The organism is Bacillus sp. N12A5 (genome assembly GCF_026790125.1).
Taxonomy (GTDB): Bacteria; Bacillota; Bacilli; order Bacillales; family Bacillaceae; genus Bacillus.
Window position 1 is genome coordinate 236,685 of the sequence record NZ_JALAMR010000005.1, and the last position, 24,661, is coordinate 261,345.

21 protein-coding genes and 1 pseudogene are annotated in these 24,661 nt (G+C 37.5%); 7 read left to right on the plus strand and 15 right to left on the minus strand.

The window, feature by feature from the left end; translation table 11 throughout:
- Positions 1-125: 125 nt before the first annotated feature.
- The 3 genes from MOC09_RS07250 to MOC09_RS07260 form a co-directional block, all read right to left on the minus strand.
- Positions 126-482: a MerR family transcriptional regulator gene (locus MOC09_RS07250; RefSeq protein WP_250620340.1), complete on the minus strand. Its 357-nt coding sequence runs from the start codon at positions 480-482 to the stop codon at positions 126-128.
- A gap of 228 nt (positions 483-710) precedes the next feature.
- A complete protein-coding gene (locus MOC09_RS07255) occupies positions 711-2,057 on the minus strand; it encodes an alpha/beta hydrolase (protein ID WP_250620341.1) in 1,347 nt (448 codons plus the stop codon).
- Between the two features lie 1,450 nt (positions 2,058-3,507).
- On the minus strand, positions 3,508-4,512 hold the full coding sequence (locus tag MOC09_RS07260; RefSeq protein ID WP_187953661.1) for a DGQHR domain-containing protein: 1,005 nt from the start codon (positions 4,510-4,512) through the stop codon (positions 3,508-3,510).
- A gap of 146 nt (positions 4,513-4,658) precedes the next feature.
- On the opposite strand from MOC09_RS07260, the gene MOC09_RS07265 reads away from it, so the two are divergent.
- A complete protein-coding gene (locus MOC09_RS07265) occupies positions 4,659-4,988 on the plus strand; it encodes a helix-turn-helix domain-containing protein (protein ID WP_187953662.1) in 330 nt (109 codons plus the stop codon).
- A gap of 50 nt (positions 4,989-5,038) precedes the next feature.
- Here the strand turns inward: MOC09_RS07265 and MOC09_RS07270 are convergent, their stop codons facing one another.
- Both MOC09_RS07270 and MOC09_RS07275 read right to left on the minus strand, forming a co-directional pair.
- The gene (locus tag MOC09_RS07270) at positions 5,039-6,802 is read right to left on the minus strand and encodes a UvrD-helicase domain-containing protein (RefSeq protein ID WP_187953663.1); all 1,764 of its coding nucleotides are present in this window, start codon (positions 6,800-6,802) and stop codon (positions 5,039-5,041) included.
- Positions 6,786-8,675: an ATP-dependent nuclease gene (locus MOC09_RS07275; protein WP_187953664.1), complete on the minus strand. Its 1,890-nt coding sequence runs from the start codon at positions 8,673-8,675 to the stop codon at positions 6,786-6,788. The genes MOC09_RS07270 and MOC09_RS07275 overlap by 17 nt, the downstream gene beginning before the upstream one ends.
- 201 nt (positions 8,676-8,876) lie before the next feature.
- On the opposite strand from MOC09_RS07275, the gene MOC09_RS07280 reads away from it, so the two are divergent.
- Positions 8,877-10,109 carry a DNA polymerase IV gene (locus tag MOC09_RS07280; protein WP_187953665.1) on the plus strand — a complete coding sequence of 411 codons (1,233 nt, stop codon included), beginning with the start codon at positions 8,877-8,879 and terminating at the stop codon, positions 10,107-10,109.
- Between the two features lie 13 nt (positions 10,110-10,122).
- Entirely contained in the window at positions 10,123-10,464 is a 342-nt protein-coding gene (locus MOC09_RS07285) for a YolD-like family protein (RefSeq protein WP_187953666.1), read from the plus strand.
- A 40-nt stretch (positions 10,465-10,504) separates the two neighbouring features.
- On the opposite strand, the gene MOC09_RS07290 is transcribed toward MOC09_RS07285, so the two are convergent.
- The 5 genes and pseudogenes from MOC09_RS07290 to polYB form a co-directional block, all read right to left on the minus strand.
- On the minus strand, positions 10,505-10,981 hold the full coding sequence (locus MOC09_RS07290) for a DUF6262 family protein (protein WP_187953667.1): 477 nt from the start codon (positions 10,979-10,981) through the stop codon (positions 10,505-10,507).
- Between the two features lie 8 nt (positions 10,982-10,989).
- Entirely contained in the window at positions 10,990-12,639 is a 1,650-nt protein-coding gene (locus MOC09_RS07295) for a site-specific integrase (RefSeq protein WP_187953668.1), read from the minus strand.
- Positions 12,639-14,828: a tyrosine-type recombinase/integrase gene (locus MOC09_RS07300; RefSeq protein WP_187953669.1), complete on the minus strand. Its 2,190-nt coding sequence runs from the start codon at positions 14,826-14,828 to the stop codon at positions 12,639-12,641. Before MOC09_RS07300 ends, MOC09_RS07295 begins: the two co-directional genes overlap by 1 nt.
- Before the next feature lie 2 nt (positions 14,829-14,830).
- A complete protein-coding gene (locus tag MOC09_RS07305; RefSeq protein ID WP_250620342.1) occupies positions 14,831-15,982 on the minus strand; it encodes a tyrosine-type recombinase/integrase in 1,152 nt (383 codons plus the stop codon).
- Between the two features lie 106 nt (positions 15,983-16,088).
- Positions 16,089-16,430, minus strand: a pseudogene (gene polYB, locus MOC09_RS07310) (DNA polymerase IV); the annotation flags it as partial.
- Between the two features lie 167 nt (positions 16,431-16,597).
- Between polYB and MOC09_RS07315 the strand changes: the two are divergent.
- The 3 genes from MOC09_RS07315 to MOC09_RS07325 all read left to right on the plus strand — a co-directional run bounded on the left by MOC09_RS07315 (position 16,598) and on the right by MOC09_RS07325 (position 18,809).
- A complete protein-coding gene (locus MOC09_RS07315; RefSeq protein ID WP_166851131.1) occupies positions 16,598-16,804 on the plus strand; it encodes a YqzH family protein in 207 nt (68 codons plus the stop codon).
- 562 nt (positions 16,805-17,366) lie between these two features.
- Entirely contained in the window at positions 17,367-18,599 is a 1,233-nt protein-coding gene (locus MOC09_RS07320; protein ID WP_268367096.1) for an MDR family MFS transporter, read from the plus strand.
- Between the two features lie 51 nt (positions 18,600-18,650).
- Positions 18,651-18,809: a hypothetical protein gene (locus MOC09_RS07325; protein ID WP_268367097.1), complete on the plus strand. Its 159-nt coding sequence runs from the start codon at positions 18,651-18,653 to the stop codon at positions 18,807-18,809.
- On the opposite strand, the gene MOC09_RS07330 is transcribed toward MOC09_RS07325, so the two are convergent.
- The 5 genes from MOC09_RS07330 to MOC09_RS07350 form a co-directional block, all read right to left on the minus strand.
- Positions 18,806-19,192 carry a VOC family protein gene (locus MOC09_RS07330; protein WP_268360303.1) on the minus strand — a complete coding sequence of 129 codons (387 nt, stop codon included), beginning with the start codon at positions 19,190-19,192 and terminating at the stop codon, positions 18,806-18,808. The two genes, MOC09_RS07325 and MOC09_RS07330, sit on opposite strands and share 4 nt — an antisense overlap.
- Before the next feature lie 4 nt (positions 19,193-19,196).
- A complete protein-coding gene (gene coaA / locus MOC09_RS07335; protein ID WP_268360304.1) occupies positions 19,197-20,156 on the minus strand; it encodes a type I pantothenate kinase in 960 nt (319 codons plus the stop codon).
- A 71-nt stretch (positions 20,157-20,227) separates the two neighbouring features.
- On the minus strand, positions 20,228-21,574 hold the full coding sequence (dsdA, locus tag MOC09_RS07340; protein WP_268360305.1) for a D-serine ammonia-lyase: 1,347 nt from the start codon (positions 21,572-21,574) through the stop codon (positions 20,228-20,230).
- Between the two features lie 78 nt (positions 21,575-21,652).
- The gene (locus tag MOC09_RS07345) at positions 21,653-22,432 is read right to left on the minus strand and encodes an SDR family NAD(P)-dependent oxidoreductase (protein ID WP_268370042.1); all 780 of its coding nucleotides are present in this window, start codon (positions 22,430-22,432) and stop codon (positions 21,653-21,655) included.
- Positions 22,433-22,437: 5 nt separating this feature from the next.
- Positions 22,438-23,397: an MBL fold metallo-hydrolase gene (locus tag MOC09_RS07350; RefSeq protein WP_268360307.1), complete on the minus strand. Its 960-nt coding sequence runs from the start codon at positions 23,395-23,397 to the stop codon at positions 22,438-22,440.
- 403 nt (positions 23,398-23,800) lie between these two features.
- Here MOC09_RS07350 and proC point away from each other — a divergent pair, with 403 nt between their 5' ends.
- On the plus strand, positions 23,801-24,637 hold the full coding sequence (gene proC, locus MOC09_RS07355) for a pyrroline-5-carboxylate reductase (protein ID WP_268370044.1): 837 nt from the start codon (positions 23,801-23,803) through the stop codon (positions 24,635-24,637).
- The last annotated feature ends 24 nt before the right edge of the window (positions 24,638-24,661 follow it).

Sequence of the window (24,661 nt, forward strand, 5' to 3'; positions counted from 1 at the left end):
AAATTTTTCCTCCTAATTGTATGAAATCTTTTTTCTCCTTAACTCGGAGTAAGAACAGGTTACTCCCTAGAGTCGACTCTAAAGCAAGTCTTTTTAATTATTTATAATTCAGGAAAATAAACCACTTATTTCCTAAACTGATTCTCATATATATTTATTTTATTATCCAGAAACTCTAAACTTTGACGTATCTTATCAAATTCTTCCACTACTTTTTTGCGATGATTTTTAAGTAAAGCTAACCTTTTCTCTACTGTTTCATCTCCCATATGCCCCCAGTGGAAAAATTGTTTCATGTCTTTTAGAGACATACCAGTATTTTTTAGATGGAGTATAGATTCAACCCATAATTTGTTTTCCTCCGAGTAAATTCTGACATTATTATTGTCTCTGTTTACCTTTATTAGCCCTTCTTTTTCATAATATCTCAATGTATGTTCGCTTAATCCAACGATTTTGGAAAATTCTCCAATAGAATACAATATAATCGCCTCCATTAAATTTAATATGTGTATTATTCTTTCTATTTTAATTTGTGACACAAAGAAAGAATAATGCTTAGAGTTTACTCTAGGTCAAGAATTAGAAACTAAGATGCTTTATTTTGATAAAATACACAAGACAAAAAGGTATTCAATTTAAAATCAATGAATTGAATACCTTTTTTCTACAGTCTGAAAGAAGTCGATGCGACGACTTCTTTTTTTCATTTACATTTTTTCACTAAAGAAAGTCGTCATCTTATCAACAGCTTGGTTTACATATTGAGGCACATCATACATATCTACATGAGTTGCTCCCTCCACAATCACCAATTCTTTATCACTCGTAGCTGCTTTTTCATACGCACGTTCCGAATAATAACGTGATTCTGAAATATCGCCAGTAATCAGCATTAACGGTTGTGTCAGCAACTTATCTATATTTGCGTACGGATCAAAGTTCATAAGGTATAAAGCACTTGTTGCCAACATTTTATTCGGTGAATTTGGGTGGAAAGCGCGGTCTGTACGGTAGTATTCATACGCCTCTCTTGCGGTTGTTGGCGAATCTTCCGTAAGTTCATCTTCAGAATTTGGCACATAGGTATTATATACTGGCTCGCCACCGTTCGCCATTGTTGTACGAGCATCACTTGCAGATTTCAAAGCAGCAAGTTGGTCTTCCGGATTTCCTGTTCCCTCATTCGGAAAACCATCCCGAACAGCTGCTCCAAAATCGTAAGTACTTATCCCAGCGACCGCTTTAATTCGGTGGTCAAGTGTACTTGCGGCAATTGTGTAACCTCCACCGGCACAAATTCCAGCCGCACCAATTCTTTCCTTATCCACATATTTTAGTGTCGTTAAATAATCAACCGCCGCAGAAATATCGCCCACACGTTCTGCTGGGTTTTCTAAATAACGCGGCTCGCCTTCACTCGCACCTTGGTGACTCGCATCAAAAGCTAAAGTAACGAAGCCTTTTTCCGCCATACGTTTTGCGTAAAGTCCTGCTGTTTGCTCCTTAACTCCACCCCCGGGGTGCGTGAACACGATTGCTGGGTACTCTTGTGTTTCATCAAAATTTTCTGGATAAAACACATTCCCCGCCATATCCCATTCACCATTTTTAAACGTAATAGTTTCCATATTACCTTTCACTTTATCATCTCCACTTTCTTCTTTTTCACCTGAAGACTCTTCACTTCCACCAGTCGGTCCCGCATTACAACCAGCTAGTAAAAATGCAAACAACATGGAAACAATCGCAAAAGTCTTAATTTTTCTCATATTAAATCCCCCTCTTTTTAAATGCATTTTAAACCTTTCCTTCCTTGAATGAGATCTTTCATTGCACCAGCCACTTCTTCGACAGACATTTTCAAGATCTACCCCGTGCTGGTAATAGAGATAATAGAGATCAATGTGGTCCATTTTAAGGCGCTTAAGTAAGTCTTCAACTACTTTCTTGATGTGGTCTGGTCGGCCGTTAAAATCTTCTAAACCTTCAACATCAAAACCGAATTTGCTTGCTATAACCCAATTCGTCACGGAAAGGTACAAGCGCTTTTCCAACCAGCTCTTCGTTAGTATATGGATCGTAAACTTCAGCTGTATCAAAGAATGTGACGTCTTTTCCTAGGCTGTACGAATAGTTTCAATGCGTTGATTTTTGTCTGCAGGAGTTCTATAGTTATCACTAATACTCATGCACCCAAATCCTAATTACAATACGTCTAATGTTCCGAGTTTTCACATTTTCAATTTATTTACCTCCTTTTTGTAAAGGCTATTAACCCTTTACGTATTTAAATGATGCAAGAATAGGTTATTCCTTAGAGTCGTCTCTAAAGCAAGTGTTTTTTATTTTTTCGGTAAAACACGATTTAGAAAGCTGTCTGTACAAGTTTTATCAAAAAGATGCAAATGAAAAAAACAGCAGGATGCTTAATTTCCTGAGTCATAGGGCGTTGTAAGGCATTATTCACTGGGCGTAGTGTCGATAAATGAGCAAGCCACTAATGTGAGATTATTGATACTATTGCGATAATTCTAAATAATCTATTGACTTAGAGTTAACTTTAAGCTGTAAAATAATCATCAAGTTGCAAGTTGCAACTTGAGTAAAAAAGGATATTTCCTGTAGTACGCTAACCGAAAACTCTAGGAGGGAGAGACCCCCTAAAGAGAGGTTGAAGGAGCAGTTAAACTAAGGTACAGGTATGGTACTAAGAGCCTTTTGATAATTTTTTCTCCAGTTTGGCCAAGTATATCAAGGGTTTCTCTTAGCTATTCCAGTGTGAGGAAGTTGAGTAATAATAGATAATTTAAGTGCTGCATTTGCAATAGTTCCCCCAAATGATGAAATTACCTTTTATTTAACGAATTGGCGAAATCGCAAAGGAAAAAGAGGGACTTGCTGAACCGGAAATAGATAGAAAGATACAAAGTTATTCTGATAGAACAAAGCGTTGCTGGAATGTATCCTCCACATGAAACACACTGGCATGTGGCTTGAGAACTAAACGTTATATTTTGTTGTGCAAGGAAGATGAAACTGTTCTAAAAACGCGCCTGAATTAGAGAAAAATCCTCAAAACTATGATATCTTACTTCGCGCTAATGAAGTGGAAGTCAACAAAGAAATGCCTCAAGGTGGGGATTTTGCTTCAAAGAAATCTAAGGATATTGTATGGAAACTTTGGTAACTCCCTTATTAAAAAGAGAATAAGCCGAATAGATCAGCTACAAAAGACAAGAGATTAGCCCCTTGTCTTTTGTCTTCAATAGAGTGTTAAATCATTGCTTGTAACACTGATATTCTACTCCTATTATTGCTGACTCATATAAGTAATAACATACACTAACAAGCCAAAGAAATTACACTAATTATAATAAGATAATCAATTCCTTGCTAAACAAAATTGATATAAAAATTAGTTATAATGGTTTCAAGAAGAACTTTATTATTTATATTGAGAATAATCCATCATGGTTGCTTTAGAAGTTGAATGAACTCAAAAACTTAAATATTCATTTGAGCTTCCAAATCTTTCGCAAGAGTTTTAGAACCTGAGAGTCCTTTTAAATATTTCATTTCTCCTTGGTTTGACCAATTCACTTTGTTTATCCTTGTAAGATATTTATTCAATTTTGAACCATCAACTTGGTTACTCTCTTCAATCATGCACTTTACTAATAATTTTGAGCCTAAAATTGATAAAGCATTAATACATACGATATGAGTAAGTTTTGATTCTTTATAGTTTCCCCAATCATCCGGAAAAACTTTTTTGATCATTTCGAAATAAAGCATTGAAATCATAAGTATCTTCTCTTTATTTAGTTTTTTCAACTTAGGATGCTTTGTTAAGTAAGTAAGCGCTTTGTATATGTTTTGAAGAGTTATATGCTTTGCAGTACTTCTTTTTCCCACGATTGTTCCCAATTCGTGAAATGGACTGTCAGCTTGGGTAATTAATTGGGTAGCCACCCAACTTAAATCATCTGATTCCCTTTTTAAATACCTGCTTAGAGATGAACCTATTCCCTTAGCTTCTGTATTTATTGTATCAAACAGTCTGATTTCTTCATCATCATCTAGATAATGAAATGCTAGTATTGGTACATTTATTTGTGCATTCGTTTCTTTTAAATATAGCTCTATGCCGCCTAATCTGTGTTGACCATCCATTAAGGAACCTTTTTTCTTGCATACTAGACGTCCAAATGAAGTCCTTGATTTATCATAAGGTGTAAAATCCCATTCTCCCCCTGCATTTATCAATATAGGTGTGAACAAAGCCTCGTTTCCTTTTGATAAATACATTGAAAAATCAACACATCTTTTTTTACTAACTGGTCTTTGATACCCTTTCTCAGATGGATCATTATAAGGCTTAATAAAAGTCATTTTAATTGCATCAGTAGCTGCTACACTGCTTTGATAAACCACTTTGCCTCTCATTTTAGATTGAATGACATTTTCAATTACTATTGTATTTGACAACTGCTTTTTCTCTTCAAACATTTAAAAAATTGACCTCCTTAATCGAACAATAAATATAAAAAACAATATAGTACTTATAAGTTCAATTTTCAATGGTAATATTACACTTTGATTATCTGTTAACTTAACTTTGATCTCTCTAATCTTGAGAGAGAGGTGAGTTAAGAATGAATGAATTAATTTTATTTGTTGGTCATAAAATAAGAGATTTAAGAAAAGCAAAGGGCTGGACACAAGAAAATTTTGCAGAAAAATCCGGTTTTCAGAGCTCGTATATAGCAGGTGTGGAGCGCGGCGAGAGAAACATAACATTGGATACACTTGATCGATTACTTGAAGTCCTCGAGATTACTCCCTCAATGTTTTTTTTCACTGAGAATATCCAATTAGCAAAACTAAAAGAGCATACCGAATTTTTGTCTACTAGGTCTATTTCTGAAATAGAGCTTATAAATCAAATATCAAAAGTTGTCATTGAGTTTAACGAGAAAAAATAAAGGTTGAAAAAACTGATTTTCATTTATCAGTTTTTTCAACCCTTATTTCTCTATATAAACTTTACGTTATCTTGCAAATACGCGAGTGTTTCAGCTTCTAATGAAGGCGCCCATATACATAGAAGTTTTCTTGCTCTAGAAAATGCTACGTACCCTATTCGTGCCTCTTCTGACTTTTGATTATTAGCCAACCACTCGTTAAGTTCATTTTGTGTTTCAGCTAGTACTAATACACACTCTGCCTCCATTCCTTTTGCTGAATGTATACTCAAAATATTACTTAATTTCTGAGTATGTTCATGTTCATGCAATAGGCTCTCAATCAGTTCAGACAGTTTAATTGTTTTTACTATTCTTTTTACCCCCTTCCAATCATAATTGAGCATCAGCAACTTTCTATTTACTTTTCTCTCAAATATTTTTTCAGATGTTTCACTTATAAATTCTTTCAGCTCCACAAACAGTTTATCAGGAGTCATTTGAGTAATGTCTAAGCTATCTATATAGAGTAGCGTGAATACATTTAACCTCTTCCACATAAAAGCATCATATTGAATGTCGGTTAACTTAATGTACGCTGGATGAGTATTGAAGAAGAGATAACTTAAGCTTTCTGAAATATAATTTATTGCCTCATCCAATTGGTTGCTCTTTTTGAAAGCAATAGCGATTAATAGATTTTTTAGTATAAGATATCTCCTATAGTGATTGTTCTTTAATTTATCTAAAAATGGGTTCACCTCGAAGTTACTTTCTTTAATAATTTGGTTTATCTGCTTATGAAGTTTATTTCTTCTTGTTAATATTAAAAATGGGATTTGGCCTTCATCAATTTTTATCTTTGCTTGTTCTCTCTGAAAAATTTCAATAACTTCTTTCATTTCTTTTTTATTGGTTATAAATAAAACTTTTTCCTCTAAGAATGTATGTTTACTAGCATCATTTTGGATAATATCCGTTTTTCGATTGGTAAACTGTACAATATTACTCGTACTTCGAAAATTATTGATTAAATTATACCTTTTGAATTTTTCATCTTTATCCTTAGACGTAAAAATAAATGGTTCTGCTCCCGTAAAACTAAATATAGATTGGTTAGCATCTCCTACGCAAAAAAATGAAGAATGAGTTAACAAGGAGAACACCTTATCTTGATAATATGTTACATCTTGATATTCATCCATTAATATAAAAGGAAAACGTAAACTTAAAGCTTTTTTTATATGCTCATAATTTTTTAAAATTTCATAAGAAACATAGATTGCTGTTTGTTGATCTATGTACCCCTTCTGTTTCAACATTTTTTTCCATTCCTTAGCTACTTGTGGAGGTATTTGTCCTCTAAAGCAATAAGGACGACCATCTTTATCATGCCCCAAACTTTCAAAAGCCGCTAATTCACTTTCTGTTATAGTGTATTGAGACTTATTTAACATCTCACCCACTTCTCTCTTTAATCCTCTTACAAAACCAATTGGTGTAACCTTAAATTGTTCATTCTGATTTAACAAATGAGAATATGGTTTTATAACATTCTCATATAGAAACGAATGAATTGTTCCAATAAAGAACTCTTTTGGCGGTACAATTTGTTCCTTTTGCAATCTTGATATAATCTCGTCTTTTGCTGCATTTGTATAAGTAATACATGCAATTCCAGAGTAAGACTTTTTGCGATTTTCAATTATATATTTTAATCTTTGGATTAGTAAAGTTGTTTTGCCACTCCCGGGTCCTGCATGTACAACAATTGAATTTTCTATAGGTTGTTCTATAATTTCTCGCCTGTACTTCTCATTATCTATTAGTAGCATCAGATTCATCCCGTTCCATAAGAAATTCAAAGGCTTCTCTAATATATGATGGTATATTAATCGTTTTTCCATCGTTTATTTCATCTAATATATATTGAGAAAACTGACCTTTTTCTTTTGAGATTAATTCATAGGCTTCTTTGGCAAACTCGTGACCTTTTAAACCTTTAATAATTGTACGATCTTTTGCTGTTCCTATTTTGTGCTTTTCAATTAATTCAAGAAAGAATTGTTGATTATTTTCTAAAATTAAATCATACTCAAAGGTTTTTAAATTGGTTGATATATATACATTTTCTTGTTCACAATAGTCTGATTTAAGTTTCGCTGTTCTCGAACATATTTCATATTGACCTTCTTTAAAGGGATAAACTTTTTCCTTAAGAATCTTACCATCAGTCCCCCGAACTTCTTCTCCGTTTTCATTTCTCACTGGAATAGCTTCTGGATCACTATCTGTTAAAACTGCACACTTTATACCCAATCCTTTGTCGCTAAACAACTGTAAGAATGGCCTAAATGCTACCCCGTCTACTGAAATTAAGGATATTCCCTCACTTTCCAAGGTATTCTCCCAACCTGAAACACTATCTTTAGAGTTGTACAATATAGAAAAGAACTTTGGCATTAATAGCCGTTCTGCAATACCTTCTAATAATAAAACTTTTTTTCCAAAGAAAATGTCGGATTTAGTTGCGTCCAGCCACCTTTTCAGGTGTTGTTTATATTCCCTTTGCTCTTTATTGTTCGAATCAAAAATTGTGCCAATTCGTCTTGAATAGTTTCTTCCAGATTTCTTATAAAAAACAATTAAACTATCTAAATCTGCATGAGAACTCACATGAGTGGAATGTGTTGTCATAATTACTTGTCCAACTACTTCTTGCCCAAAAAAATATTTAGCTAAGTATTTTTGTAAATGCGTATGGAGATGCGCTTCTGGTTCTTCAACAATTAAAATAGGAAATAGATAGTTTGAATTCTTTTTTAACTCTTTTAGGGTTGTAAATTTTGTTAATAGCATGCTTATGTAAAGTAAATTATTATAGCCTAATCCGTTTATATTAACTGGATGCGCATTTTCGCCGACCGATCCAATTAAAACCTTCAAATCCTTTAGAAGAGAAGCATAATCATTTTCGCTCATTTGTATCTTTACTTCTTGTCTTGAAAAACCAGTAATTTTCCCCAAGAACCTATTAATATGAGCTTGTGTCTCTTGCACACCGTTACCTTTTATAATTTCTTTATTTAGTGCTTCTAATTTTTTAGATATCCTGTCTAATTCATTCTCTTTTATATCAAGGCTTTTCAATATCTGTTGTAATTGCCCTGATGATTTTTTTAGTTCAGACGTCGCATCTCTTAGTGCTCCTACGTACTCAATCCCGAACTTAGCTAACATGTTAAAATCAAATGCATCCGTTGTTTCAATTTCCCCTCCATAAATCACCCACTCGTACTCGTGTAATGGAAGTTGAATTTCACTAATGGACTTAGACTTCTTTGGAAGTTTGGCAGAAATATTTGACTTAGGCCTAAATTTATAAGTGAGCTTTGCTTCTTCTGGATTTCTAGTTAACCACTTACTAGTCACAGCTAGTTCATCTTCTGTCTTAATGCCTCTCAGTGTTATTTCTATCTTAACCTCTGGCCATTTATCCTTAATGATTAAGCCACTCCAAAAATCTTCTTGCTGTAAAGTCTTTTTAGCTAATGAATAGTTTCTATTAAAAACTAAATTGAGGCTCTCTAAGAAATTTGATTTTCCAACATTATTTTCACCTATTATTATGGACAATCCTTCATTTAAGCTTATTTTAAAATCATTAAAGCTCCTATAATTTTCAATATGAACTTGAGATATATACATACTTTCCTCCTTGTTTATTGTAATCACATATTTGTTTTGCTCCTTTATCATTATAATCGACATATTTTTCTAAACTTCCATTTTTGCAAAAAACTTTGTAAACTCCTTATCATTTATACCCATTGAACGCTTTATTTACCAGTATAAATTCAGCAGCATTTCGGTTACAATACAAAAGAACAAATGTTCGGGAGTGGTTTTATGACTGAAAGAAACATTCTTCTTGTCGATATGGAGTCATTCTACGCTTCTGTAGAAAAATCAACAGCACCTCACCTTAGAAATCAGCCTGTTATCGTATCAGGTGATCCCGAAAGACGCAGCGGTATTGTGCTAGCTGCTTGTCCCATAGCTAAGCAATTTGGTGTGAAAAATGCTGAACAGCTCTGGGAGGCACAAATAAAATGTCCAAATGCGATTATCTTGCGTCCTCACATGCAACAATACATTGATGTCTCTGTTATGATTACTGAATTACTTGAGCAGTATACAGACTTAGTTGAACCGTTTTCAATTGACGAACAATTCCTTGATATAACTGGAAGCACTAAACTATTTGGTGCTCCTGAAGTTATCGCAAAAAAAATACAAGCCTCTATTAGGAGTAAAACAGGCATTTATGCCCGTGTTGGAATAGGTCCAAATAAAGTATTGGCCAAAATGGCGTGTGATCATTTTGCTAAAAAAAATACATCAGGTATCTATGAACTGAATTTCTCAAATTTAAAGCAAGATTTATGGCCATTACCTGTTGGTAAGCTGTTTGGTGTAGGAAAACGGATGGAAAAACATTTAAACAGAATGGGAATCAGCACAATTGGAGGATTAGCAGTTCATCCCATAGCACTCCTGAAAAAACGTTGGGGAATTAATGGAGAACTTTTACAAAGAACCGCCAATGGAATAGACCCTTCCCCTGTAACAGTAAACACACATGACCAACAAAAGGCGATTGGACATAATATGACCCTTCCTTACGACTACAGTACCTTTGAAGATATTAAGGTTATTTTACTTGAACTAAGTGAAGAGGTGGCTCGCAGAGCTCGTTTTAAGCACTACATTGGACATACAGTATCTGTAAGCATTCGTGGAGCTGATTTTAATTTTATCTCAGGATTTCATCGGCAAAAAAAGCTAGATTCTCCTACCCATTTCGGAATGGACATTTTTAATGCAGCCGTAGAATTATTTCAGCAACATTGGGATGGCCAACCTGTCCGAAGTATCGGAATTGCCCTTTCTCAATTACAGTCAGATCGCTATTATCAACTTAACTTGTTTGAACTTCATCAAAAAAAAGAAAACTTGAGTAAAGTATTTGATGAAATTCACACAAAGTACGGTCCTGCTTCTTTACTTCATGCCTCTTCTTTAACAAAGGCCGGCCAAGCGAACCATCGTGCTGAAAAAATAGGAGGACATTACAAATAATCGAGGTGATATTATGAATCCCAATAAGTTAACACCAGGCTATAACCTCATGTGGGAATCAAGCCGTATGATGCTACCTGAACATCGAGAGTTATTACTAGATAAAAGGCGGAAAGAGAGAGAATTTCGCCAAAGCAAGCTTAGTGACGACCAATTAGATGAAATCAATCGTATCATTTTACAATCTATAAACGAGGATCGCGCTATCACGATCACGTATGCTTCAGCTTATGAGAAAAAACATTTTTGGGGATGGGTGACACAAGTTAAGCAACACCAATTAAAAATCATTAACGATGAAGATGCAATAACAATACCCTATCAACAAATTATTTCAGTTGAACTGTCTTATTAGAAGCCGACTATCTCAAAATAGTCGGCTTCTTTGATCCATGTTATAAATCAGGCTGATCATCATATTCAAGACCATGCAAATGCAATTTTCTAGTTAACATCAAATTATGATGCAATAATCTTTGATGCCGAACTTTCAACTCTTCATAGTCTTTAGCATATGCCTTCGAACAATTCTTTTCATGTTTGTATGCTTCTTCAAGTCGATGAATTTTAGTCTCTTTTTTTTGTAATTCTGCTTTTAAACAAGCAATTTTTTTTTCGAGTTTATCCTCAATAAAGTCATTTTTTTTAGAAGTCTTTAGGTTCTCGCCGTGCCAATTTTTATCCCAAAGGGAACGTAAATGTGGTTTATAAAGCACTGTGCGGCTTAATTGTGTTAACTCTGAGAGTTTTTTTGCAGTAATTCGAGAATTTGGTCCTTCTAAATCACGAAAATACTGAATTGCCCAATTGACTTTTTCAATACTTTCGTTTCTCTTTCTTTGCTGCAAAATTAAGATTCCCTCATTAGGCATACGGAAAATCACTCCCAATTATATGATTCCAAATCCTTTTTAGCTTTATTTAAGACCAACTTTTCCTTAAAATGAGCAACCCCATTTTCGCATATGGAAATAATCCTTTCGAGATAACTTAGGTTGCGAACAGCATTTTCAAAATGGGCTGCACGCCTAGAATCTCCTGAAGTCCTTTCAATAACTTTCTCCCAATAAACATATTCGGCTCTATAATCAGATAGATATTCTATTTTAGGTACAAACCAATCACACGCATAACATTCAAAATGCACTGAGGTACCTTGAGGATTACAGCCTGAAATATCACTGCAAATACCGACACCTTTTTTCCCATTAGCCTCCCACGTTAAATAACGTCTAGGATCTGTAGATAATTGGTGAGTTGTCCTTTCATCTAAATTTAGAATTTTCCCTTTGAATTCCACAGCACTTTCATGAGGTTTACTCAATTGGGAAATTCCTAAATGAATTTTCTTGTGCTTTTCAACCAGCTGATGAGTGTAGAATTTTGTCATGGATTCATTTTTATGTCCGGTTAGGCGGCGAACTTGTTCAATTGTATATCCAACGGTATATAACCTTTCAGTTACAGCGCTATGCCGAAAATGATGAGTGGTGGGGATTATTAATTGATTATGTTTATTTCTTATGTTCATAATTAAACCCATTTGTTTCAACAAATCATTTATTTTTGGTCCTGTCCAATTATATAGTTGATTAGTAAACTTTTGATTAAAACGAAAGTTTAAACCATTGTCATCATAAAAATTCCATCTTCTAATAAGAAAAAGGTAGTCGTGTTTTTGATTTTGAGCGATTGGATATTTAGAAAGATTTGAGTTAGTTTGTTCTTGAAGTTTTTTAATGAGGTCAATTACGTATTTTCCATGGCCTTGATATACTACAGGGATTGATTTAATTACAGGCTTACCATAGCCTCCGCTTTGTTTAAAAGTGGGGATTTGAATTACATATTCACTATAAAAACTCTTAAGACAATCCCTTTTCATAGATAATACTTCTGTAATGCGATTTGGAAAGGAACGAATCAGCCAATACAAAGTTCGAAATTCTAATGGTATATTTAATTGTTCATCTTTCAGAAGAGTATCCCAGATTTTAAGATCCTCAGAACTAATTAAATTTTCTTTTTTATATCTACTTTGCTTAAAAGGATTTATTCTTTTAGATGGTATATTATTAAGGTTTTCATCAAAATCAGAAATCTTTGTAAAGAAATCATGAACTGAAGCATAAGTCACTTGTTTGTTGTTCATTGAATAAGAAGAGAGGTTCAATGAATATTCAAAGGCATTAACATGTTGTCTGATTATTTTCCCCAGTTCTAAATAACCAAATTGCTTTACAATAAATTTTAAAAAACGGGCAATATTTAAACACTTTTTTTGTATGGTACTCACTTGATTATCACATAAGAGAGCATAATATTTCACCGACTTTTTATATTGAATTGGTACCTGGTGAAAAACTAAGGTATAGGAGCCTTTAGGAAGGGAATCTTTATGTCTCTTTTCGAAATACCAAGAATCATCAGAAAAATCAAAGTACCCAAGTTGGTCTATACGACGTATTAAAAATTCTTTAAGATTTTTTGAATAATTCTTTCTTAAATGAAACTGTTTTTTTATATTCATTAAAAATTCAAATCCCTCTCTTTCATAAATTTTTCTAGCTGTTCAATAGTATTCTTGTAAAGATTAAGCAGATGATTCTCATGCTGAAAATCCCTATAGTCTTTATAATTTTCGACACCCTGCCTTATCATTAGCGAACGTAAATCGTAAACATATTTCTGTTGTTCTCGATAAAGTTTTCTCCACATAGGAAGTTTTTGCGGTCCAGTTAACAAGAAAGAACAACCCACACAGGACCTTTTTTTGCAGGGACCAAAAGAAACATGTTTAACGCAGCTACCATGACCTTCAGGCGTTTCCCGAGCACCTAACATAATTTCTTGCTTAAGCTGCTCAAAATCATGAGGATTATAAGATTCAACAGTTTTTTTATCAAGTGTATGGAATAACTCCTCAAAAAGTTTTTGATCAAGCTTAGCTATCTTTAACGAATCAACATCTTGATAATATTGTTGGGTTGTTTTTTCTACTAAATGCCCTAATATCTGAGAAACATCTGTGACAGAACTCCCCTCACTTAATAAAGAAACAGCTAATGTTTTTCTGCATTGATGATTGGCATAATGAAAAAGATTACCTGTATGATCTTTAATCTGATGTTTTTTTATACATTTATTAATCTCATTGGAAACCATATTGCCAGTATAACGTTTTATAGAGCTTCTATGTATATCGTCGATAAGGATAAAAATAAAATTTGTATTACCTAAAGCCCTAAGGTCAGAGGTATTATCAATTTGTTCTCGAATTTTTGTTATAAGTTCCTCATTAGTCAAAGGAATCGTATGAAAATCATCTAAACCTTTTTTACGTCGTTCTTTTAAATTTTTTGAAGCTAAAAACTTGAGGAAAAACGTTTTTTCTTTTTGGTCGTAGACTAAGCAATCTGTTGTTAGATTTAATACCTCTGAAACTCTCATTCCCGTATTCATCATAATCAGCCAAATAAGTTGAATGCTTCTGTGACATTCATGGATAACATTAGTTAACTGTTCAATTATTTCTTCAGGAATATACTTTGAATTCTTCACAAACGAATTTATATTATAATACTTAAAACGTCTAAAAGGATTATTTAATACATTATTAGGGTTTCTTTTTTTGTTTAACCAATCAAAAAACATTCGAGCCTCAGAGAAAGATCCCTGAATGGTTTTGGGTGAATATTTCTTTTTCCCCTTTAATTTAAGTTGATGCAAAAAATCATTAATATTTAGTACATCTACATAAGTTAGATCTAGCAATGATTGAAAGCTTATCCCAGTGCTAACGAGAGCATTTCCTATCCTCATTACATTAGTGTGTCTCCGTGCAATTGCTTTTTCACTTTCTCCTTTTTGCCACCAATTAAAAAGATATTGTTGAATCTCAAACTTCAAGTTGTTTGGTAAGCATTCAAACTTTAACACCCGTACATTAACCTGTTGTATATTCTTAATCAACAAAAACCATTTATCTAAACCAACTCCAACAATGCTTTTCTCCAAAGAGTATTTTTTATTTTTTAATAAATCAGTAAATAAATGTTTTAAAGGTTCAGACAAATAACTATACTGTAAATATTGCACACCAAATGCAAAAGAATAAAGATTCGAATAAAACACAACTTTATTTTTTTTGAATAGGGCATCTGTACATGAATATAGATAAGAAACAAATTCTTGTTTTAATTCTTTTAGGCTTAAATCCATAAATTTTGAATAAGTTAAAGATCTATAAATAAGCTCCACTCTTTTTCTATCTCCAGTATTAAAAGCTTTAAAGAGTTGCGGTAAAATAATTTGATCCTGATATTCTTTTTCAACCCATGTAATAAAGTTCTTTAGATCATTACTCTTATTTGATGCTCCATCATTTGGATTTAAACCCTTGAGGATTTTTGTTACAGAAAAATAGATTCCCTGCTCTACATGCTGCTGTCCTATATATAATAGAAATTCAAGAAACTGATTCGGAAATCCAAAAATAAAAAGCTCTTCAACACTTTTAAAATATTTAATACCGTGGATGTTAAAAACTGAGTAAAAGGAATTTATATTCTTTTCAAGAAAAACATCTTGAATTTTTGATATAAATTCTGTTAACTCAGGATATTTTAATTGAGCATTGCGTAAATGAATGCTATTTTGATTTACATCAATTATATAATTCGTAGGGGTTAAAGATTTGACCAGCTTTATATTTATCAAATTTAACCCTCTCCTTTATTGATTGATACGTTTTTTATTCTCTCTAAAATTTTTCGTTTTTGTCTCATACTATATCCCTTCTCATAACTTTTTATGCTTCTCTCGCTTCTCCATCCAAGCTCTTCATCAATGTATGTTTGAGTAATACCTAATTCAGGTTTGTCTCTCATCAATTCCACTAGTTGCTGCACTCTTGTGCTTCTGCCACTATGCGTTCTGATTTCGTTTCTTTTTAAACCTGACTTCTCTCCTGAATCTTTTAATATACGCAAAAAATTTCTAGGTTTTAGAGGTTGCCCCATGTGTTTGCCTTTATGATTTAAGAATAAAAAATTCGAATAATTAATATCAGCATAAGCCCTTTCAGTTATAATATATTCTTGGATTAAATCAACTAACGAGCTGTAAATATGTATTGTACGTTCAGCTGTTTTAACTTGTGCCCGATTCTCAATATTCCGTTCTCTAACTATCTCTAATGTTGCCTCAAATGGATTAAAATGATTCATTTTTAATCCTAAAATTTCACCGATTCTCATTCCTGTCTCGACACTAATTGCGAAAACTGCTTCATCTCTAATAGTGGGAAGATTTTTTCTGATTGTTTCGACTTCATTTTCCGTATACCATTTTAAATGATCTCTTTGCTTACGATAAGTCACTCTTGATAATAAAGTCGTTTCTATATCAAACTTCCATATCTGTCCATACAATAATTTGGTTTTATTAAAAGTTTTATTTGTGTCAGCAATACTATGAACAAGTAATGGATTAACGCTTATTTTCCTTTCATCTTCAAGCCAAAGATAAAAAGATTTTACTACGGTAATGTACAGTGACATTGCATTGTATGTGATTTGACTTTCATAATCAATTATTTTGTTGCCTAGGCCAAGGAGATCTTTAATGTATTCCTCGATTACAGTCTTATCTACAACTTCTTTATAATGAATTTTATTAACTTTTAAAAAGCGAAAGTAACGTAAAAGTGCATATGCATATCTTTCACCAGTGAGATAACTATTCAAACTCACAAAATCTAACCAAAGACAAGCATCATGTATTGGTATTCCATTATCAGTAATCATATAACGCAGATCGTTTTTTGCCTTGGCTAATTCAACTCTTAGTTCAAGTCCATTATAATCTCTCAAGAAATCTTTCCCTCCCCAAACTCACAGTTTATATTATACATTTTTGTTAGCTGTTATGTGATAACCTTGAGGATAAAGTCGAACTTTGTAAACTATGATTATATCATGTAATTAATAGTAACAGAACGTCGATGGAATACGGCTCCACAAGGTCTGTATATTCCTCTAAAATGGCCGTAATTTGCAGTGACACATCAATATATCGCTGCATGCGGGGCCGGAGCACAACAGCTTCCGGGCATTTTTCCTGGGCCTCCCACAGCCGTGAAGCATTCACCACACCCGTTTGTTTCGCCAGCGGGCAGGCAGCCAATACGACTCCGCCCCTTTTTTCAGGGTCACCCGAAACAATGACGGGCTTATTTTTCAAATGTGGATTTTCCGCTTTCTCTACAGATGCATAAAACGATTGCATGTCAACGAGAAAAATCACTTTTTCTTTCATCATACACACCTCTAAAAAGAACTTATGTTCGCTTTTTCTATTATATGCGAAAATATGTTCGTTTTATACTGGTAAATGATTCTTGTCTGACAGAAAATATGATCCAAGGGTGTGAGAAAAGAAAAACATTTAGTAGAATAAAAGCGAATCAGAAAGATAGGAGAATCATGATGGAGAAATTTGTCGAAAAAATGATGGGACAGGCACTGCGCCAATACGGCCGAAATGTTGCCATAGATCCATTAAGCCCGCATGAAAAACAAAGCCTGAAAGCAGCCTTAGAAGAAAGACGGAATGAAGAACCCGATGAGGATCTGCATGCGCATATAGAAGATATCATTTATGACTATGTTACAAACCAAGGATTGTTCTCTTAAACGCCGGCCATAAAAGACAGAGGTGCAAAGCCAAAGCCCGAATCAGACTGGTCTTTCAGCCGCTTAGGCGGCTTCCCTTCGGATAGCACCGAAGTAATAGCGAATAACATCTCAATGTCATACGACAGAAAGGCTCTAACACCTCCTGTTAAGCCGATCCAGAAGCGACGCGGCTTCTTCTTCTGTCTTTTTCATCAGTAGAAGCCCCTCCTCAGTATAAGGGCACGATAAATCTTGGCCTCGTGCCCGGCTTCCTCGACATGTCCAAAACTCCGCCGATATGGTGAACAGCCTTTCATGTTCCAAACTTCCATGGGCTGCCGGATCGCTTAAAACATGCTTTCATTTCATACGGTGCTTTCATCATCAGACATATCGTCATTTTCATCCCGAATGCTTCAATTTCAACGAGGTTTATTCTGTCACACGGTGCCATCTCACACACCAATCCAGTACAGACATGCTTTAGGTCAACAATAAATATTTTGAATTCTCCATTGGAAAAGGAAATTTTTTCATATATGATAGAAAAAGATCTTACATACAGGAGAGAATACGATTTATGAAGAAATGGAAAGATATTCACCCGATCAGCTGGACAATTATCATCGGAACCATTTTCGGCAGAATGGCAACATCAATGAGCATTCCTTTTTTAGCAATTTATTTAACAGCCGTCCAAGGCACATCAGCTTCCTATGCAGGGCTTGTCATTGCTGCAAGCTCATCGGTCGGCATCCTTGCAAGCTTTTACGGCGGATATATCTCGGACAAATTCGGCAGAAAAAACATGATGCTTGTGTCCATTTTCGGCTGGATGCTGGTATTTGCAGGCTTTGCGGCGGCATCCCATCTCTGGGTATTTTTTGTGGTAAACGCATTAAACGGTCTTTGCAAATCACTGTTTGAGCCCGCTTCAAAGGCCCTGCTGTCTGATATGACAGAAGAAAAAACGAGACTGCTTGTTTTTAATTTGCGCTATGCAGCTATTAATATCGGCGTTGTCTTCGGACCGGTGCTTGGCCTGTATTTCGGCTCGTCGCAATCAACCGCACCCTTTTTAGTGCCGGCAGTCATTTACGGATTATACGGACTTGTGCTTGCCTTCCAATTTAAAAAACATCCATCCTCATCAGCAGCAGGCCCATCCCGAAATATGAACATGCGGGAAGCGTTTATGGTGACGCGAAAGGATCATCTTTTTACCATTGCTTTGGTCGGCATTACGCTATGCACCTTCGGCTACTCACAATTCAGTTCCACATTCCCGCAGTACATGGCGCAGAACCCCTTGATCAGCAATGGTACGAAGCTGTATGGGTTGATGCTGACACTAAACGCAATCGTTGTGTTGGCGACGCAATTTCCCATCGTCCATTATGCAAAACGTTTTTCGCCGCTTTGCTCCCTGATGCTTGGTAATGTGATGGTTAGTATCAGCATGGCCATTTTCATCATATCACACGGTGTTTCGTCACTTGTGATGATTGTCGTTACATTTACAATCGGCGAAGTGCTTTTATTCTCTATGATGGATTTGTTTGTAGACCAAATTGCAAAACCGGGATTAAAAGGCACTTATTTCGGGGCAATCGGTTTTTCACAGCTTGGAAACGTCATCGGCCCCTGGATTGGGGGCTTATGTCTAGACCTATTTGGCGCTGGCCAGCCGATTTTTATTTTTTCTGTCCTGAGCGGCATCACCCTGCTCGGCCTGCCATTTTTAGCGTTCGCCTATCGGCAGATGAAAACAGACATGATAAAACACCGATCTGGACTGGAAAAACCGCTTTAAACAAATAAACGGGAGAGACAAATTCTCTCCCGCAAAAATGAGGTGAAGAACATGAATATAGGCGATGTGATGTTTCAGCTTATTGTGTTTATCATGTTTGCGGCTGTCATCTTTGCAGCTGTTTTAGGCTTCAAAGATGTGAAGAACCGAAAAGCACAGCTGGATCGCATGGAGAAAAAGCTTAACAGCCTGTCCGAAGATCACGATTAACGGCTTGGAGCAACGAGTTCTACCTTAATCCGGTCAGGATCCTCACAATAAACTGCATAATGCCCGTCTCCTCCTGCAAAAGGATGACGGTCTCGGTACAACACACGATAGCCTTTTGCCGTCAGTTTTTCGGTCATCAGATCGACTTGAAGCTTGGATTCAGCATGAAATGCAAGATGATTCAGCCCGACACGGCATCTATGATATTCAGGCTCTAGAAATTGCTCTTTTGCCTGCACAATCACAAGGTAAAAACGATCTTTCTTCCAGCTGAGGCCTGAGCTCCATTTTTGATACTCTTTATAGCCAAGTTCTGTTAAGAACCATCCCCAAAATCGCCCAGACGCTTCCAAATCAGAGACATACAGTTCAATATGATGCACGATATTACACCCGCCTTACCAACACTTCTTCAACCTTATGCCCGTCTCCCTTGCGCAAAATGAGATCTGACCTGAATTTAGTCGGCAAGATATTTTCATATAAATTCGGCCGGTTGACACTCTCCCAAATCGAGGCTGCCATCTCGTCAGCCTCCTGATCGGACAAGTCTTTAAATTTATGAAAGTATGAATCAGGATTTTGAAAAGCAGTTTCCCGAAGCAGGCGAAAACGCTCTAAATACCAGGTGAAAATCCGGCTTTCATCCGCATCCACATAAATCGAAAAATCAAAGAAATCGGACACAAAAATACGCGGATTTTCCCGGTCATCCTCCAAAGTGGGGGACTGAAGGACATTTATGCCTTCAATAATCACAATATCCGCCTGTTCAACCACCTCGAACACACCTTCCTCGCGGTCATAGGTTAGATGGGAATACACCGGGGCCTTTACTCTGTCTTTTCCTGATTTTAAGTCATTCAAAAATTCGAGAAGCGCCTTTACGTCATAGCTTTCGGGAAACCCTTTTCTTGACATCATGTTTTTCTTTTTCAGCTCGGCTGTAGGAAATAAAAAACCATCTGTCGTGATAAGGCTCACTTTAGGGCGATCCGGCAAACGCGAAAGCAACTTCTGCAATATCCGCGCCGTCGTGCTTTTTCCGACTGCCACACTGCCGGCGATGCCGATAATAAACGGAATTTTGGCTGAATGAGGGTGCTTCAAAAAAACATTGACATGCTTATTGCGTTCAGCAGCAGACTTCACATGCAAATGAAGCAGGCGAACAAGCGGTATATAGATGGTTTCCACTTCTTCAACAGATAGATAATCATTCAGCCCTTCCACAGCTTTTGCCTCTTCTTCAGATACAGCAATCGACAAATGTCCCCCAAAACCGGACCAAGACTCCCGATTGTGCTTTGTATATAAAGTATGTAAGTTAAGCTCTTTATTGTTCACTGTTTACACCTGACTCTCTGTAGGTTAAAACCCTTACAAAGATTGTAACGGAAAACCTTTTCACTGTCTGCTTATTTTTTCATTTCGTTTTCCAGCAAACCCGCACCAATTCGGTTATACGCGGCCATTTCTTCTTTTGGAACCATGCTTCCTCCCGTTCCCCAGACGACATGTACGGCATGTTTCATATTATATTTCTGGCTAAAGCGCCTTCCCTCTTCTGTCGAAAAAAGCTGAACTGGCCCGAACATGCCAGCAAGAGCAGAGGGCTCTAAATATTTATTTTCAGATACAGCCAGCATATGAAGCAAAGTATAAAGCGTATTGTCCTCTACTGTATAACAGCCGCTCAGAAGCGGTTCCATCAGCTTGCCGACAAATCCTGACGGCCGCCCTACAGCAAGCCCGTCCGCAGCCGTCCGATTATCCAGGCCGATATCCTGGACAGAAATCTTCTCGTGCAGACCTGAATAAAGCCCTAGCAGCATACACGGCGAATGAGTCGGCTCCGCGAAAAACACATGAACATATTCTCCATATAAAAGCTTCAGCCCGAATGCCACACCACCCGGCCCTCCGCCGACACCGCACGGCAGATACACAAACAGCGGCGTCTCAAGACTTGGTTGTATATTCAAACAGTCAAGCTGGTTTTTTAATCGGCTTGCGGCAACAGCATATCCTACAAATAGCTGACGGGAATGTTCATCATCAATGAAATAACAGAATGGATCTTGTTCCGCCTGCCGTCTCCCCTCTTTCACCGCTTCACTGTAATCTGATTCATACTCCATGACAGTGACACCTTTTTGGCGAAGGAGATCCTTTTTCCACTGCTTCGCATCGGCGGACATATGCACTGTCACACGAAACCCGAGTGTGGCACCGATGATGCCGATGCTTAATCCAAGATTTCCTGTTGAGCCGACAGCAATCGAATAACGGGAGAAAAACGCGGCAAACCGCTCTTCATGTAAGATGCGGTAATCATCGGTTTCCTGAAGCATTCCTTCTTGAAGCGCAAGCTTTTCTGCATGCTTCAATACTTCATAAATCCCGCCCCGCGCTTTAATTGACCCTGAAATCGGAAGCTCATGGTCGCCCTTTAAAAGCCATCTTCCCGGAAATGGCTGCTGATATGCCGCTTCCAGCTTTTCTTTCATATGCTGCATTTCAAAAAGCGGAGACTCAATCATTCCTTCAGCATCTTTCGTCTCAGGAAACACCTCGGCAATGTAAGGAGCAAACCGGCGCAGCCTTTTTTCCGCCTCTGCTATCTCTCTTTCCCACTCCTCTGCGTCGAATAACGTGCCGTCTTCCTTGCCCGGATTTGCCCAGAATACAGGCTCTGCATGAATCAGCTTCTGAATAAACGGATCTTTCAGCAGAACATGAAAGGCGTCAGAATTAATTGCCATCCAATGATTTCTCCCTTCCTCTATAAAAACGGCTTGTAAGCATGCCAATAAGACATCTCGCCACAGACAGTTCCATCGTTATTTTTTCGTGAGCGCGCGTCCCGCCAGCTTTTCAACGAGAGCTGGAAACAGCTGATACAGCTTAGTCCCTGCATTCATTAAACGCGGAAGATTGATCTCCCGTTTGTTCTTGAAAATAGCAGCTGTAATTTGAGCTGCTACGTCATCAGGATCAAGCATCCAACGGCTTACATTTTTGACGTAGTCCCCGCCTTTATCAGCAATCGAAAAAAAGTCCGTCTGAATCGGCCCCGGGTTGACTGTTGTTACATAAATGCCGCTTCCCGCCAGCTCCATCCGCAAAGCGTTAGAATAACCGAGCACAGCATGTTTTGTCGCAGAATAAAGGCTCGACTTCGGTGTTGCAATTTTTCCCGCTTGAGAGGCGATATTAATAATATGGCCTTTTTTTTGCTCAAGCATATGCGGCAGCACCGCTTTAGTACAGGCGATCAGGCCAAAGACATTCACGTCAAACATCGCTTTCATGTCATCTAGAGACGAGTCTATAACCGTTTCAAATATCCCGAAGCCCGCATTGTTGATCAGTACATCAACCGAGCCGATCTGATCGCGGACACGGGCTACGTCCTCTAGCCGGCCAACATCCAGAGGAAATATCTCACACTGTCCGCTCCATTCCTCGATGATTTTCCTTTTGATTTCTATTAAACGCTCCTCACGTCTTGCCGAAAGCAGGACATGAGCTCCTTCAGCAGCGCATAAATATGCGATTCTTTCACCGAGCCCTCCCGAAGCGCCGGTTATCCATATCCGCTTTCCCACTATATCTTTCATCCATTTCACCTCTTGATTGTTCTAAAGTATGCGGTATTTCCTTCCCAATATGACGTAATGGATTCTTCAGCCGCCAACACATCAAGATGCCCTGTCGTTTCTGACATCGTTAAAAATAATTCCTTCTCATACACAGCAGGAAAAAGCTGCTGACAGATCTGAAAAGCGGTCATCGGTGTTTCATCCAGCATGCGCCGCACCTCCTCCGTCCTGTTCCTCTGCTTGTCAAAACGCTTCTCAATCAGCGCCTGAACGCTGGTGATCGTCTCGCCGTGACCGGGAAACACGATTATTGGATCAAGTTCAGACAGCCTTCGCAATGACCGCTGATAATCGACTAAAGGCGTTGATCTTACGTCTCCCGCTTTCGGCGCTTCTAGAATCGGATTGGACGAGCTGTTGGCCAGCAGAAGATCGCCGCCTAGCATTCTCCCGCTTTTTTCATGAAAAAGAACGATATGCGATTCAGCATGTCCAGGCATCTCTAATACAGACCAGCCCTCAAGCCCATCGATGCTCATACCTTCTCTGACTGTTTTCGTCAAAGATCTTGTACAGGAAAATGCGTACGCCGACCGAATCAGCTTTTCTGCCATTCCCGTATCAAATGGAACGCCTAATTCAGGCAGCAGCTTTTGAAAAAAACGTTTTTGCCAATCCATAAAAGCTTGATTTTGGCTGATATAAGGTTCGTTGAACGGATGCCCAATCACTTCGATTTCAGCAGGAAAGACATCAATCAAGCCGGCATGATCAGCGTGATGGTGAGTCAGTACTACCTGTTCAATATCTGACATTTTCACATTTACAGCGGCAAGCTGCTCTTGAAGGGCTTTAGCAGCCTCTTTTGTATTCGGCCCGGCATCGATAAGTGTCAGCGCATCACCTTTTACGAGGTAAACGAGGACATCGCCGACAGCAAACGGTGTCGGGACGCGGATCGCAATTACATCTGCAGTTGTCATCCTTTTGCTCCTTGTCTTCATTCATTATTCATATTTTAGCTTTTTCTCGGTCTTGTGTCATTATTGCTGAATGAGAACGGCCCTTTTTGAAAAAGCTATTGACATTAGCTTGTCCGCCATTGCATAATGAACAACAAACTAAAACGAGAACCATTGGAACGCTATGACGAGGAATAGTATACAAGGCAATGGCCAAAGAGAGCGATACCCCCGGCTGAAAGGTATTGCGGCCCGCTTGTTTGTAGAACCTGCCCTCAAGTCGCGGTTAGGAAAACCTAAACGTTTCCCGCGTTACGGGATTTGAGCTGAGCACAATTTGTGCTAATGAGGGTGGTACCGCGAACCTTTTCGTCCTTTACGTGATGAAAAGGTTTTTTGTTGTTCTGATAGAAGGAGGATATCAATGAAAAAGATAGGATTTGTCGGCGCCGGATCCATGGCAGAAGCAATGATCAACGGTATTTTGCAGAGCGGCATCACAAAACCAGAACATATCTATATCACAAACCGCTCAAATGACGAGCGTCTGATTGAATTAAAGGAGACGTATGGCGTTCGCCCTTGCAGGGATAAAAATGAGTTTTTTACTCACACTGATATCATTATCCTCGCTTTTAAACCGAAGGACGCAGCGGAAAGCATTGACAGCATCCGTTCGTATATCAAGGACCAGCTTGTGATTTCAGTGCTTGCAGGCCTTACTATCGAAACCATTCAGCACTATTTTGAGAGAAAGCTCGCGGTCATTCGTGTCATGCCTAATACATCGGCAGCCATCAGAAAATCAGCAACCGGATTTTCTATAAGCGCTGAAGCAAGCCAGGATGACATCTCCGCCGCAAAAGCTTTATTGGAGACAATCGGTGATGCCACACTGGTTGAGGAACGGCACCTTGACGCTGTCACGGCGATAGCCGGCAGCGGCCCGGCCTACGTGTACCGTTATATTGAGGCAATGGAAAAAGCGGCGCAGAAAATAGGGTTGGATGAGGAAACGGCAAAAGCACTCATTTTGCAGACAATGGCAGGGGCAACAGATATGCTTCTTCAAAGCGGCAAACAGCCCGCACAGCTTCGGAAAGAAATTACGAGCCCGGGAGGCACAACTGAGGCAGGTCTTCGCGCTTTACAGGACTCCCGCTTTGAAGAAGCGATTATTCACTGTATTGAAGAAACCGCTAAACGCAGTGCAGAGATTAAAGAGCAGTTTGCCGGTGCCGCTTTAGAGAGGCATTCATAGATATAAGCCAAAGACAGAAGGTAC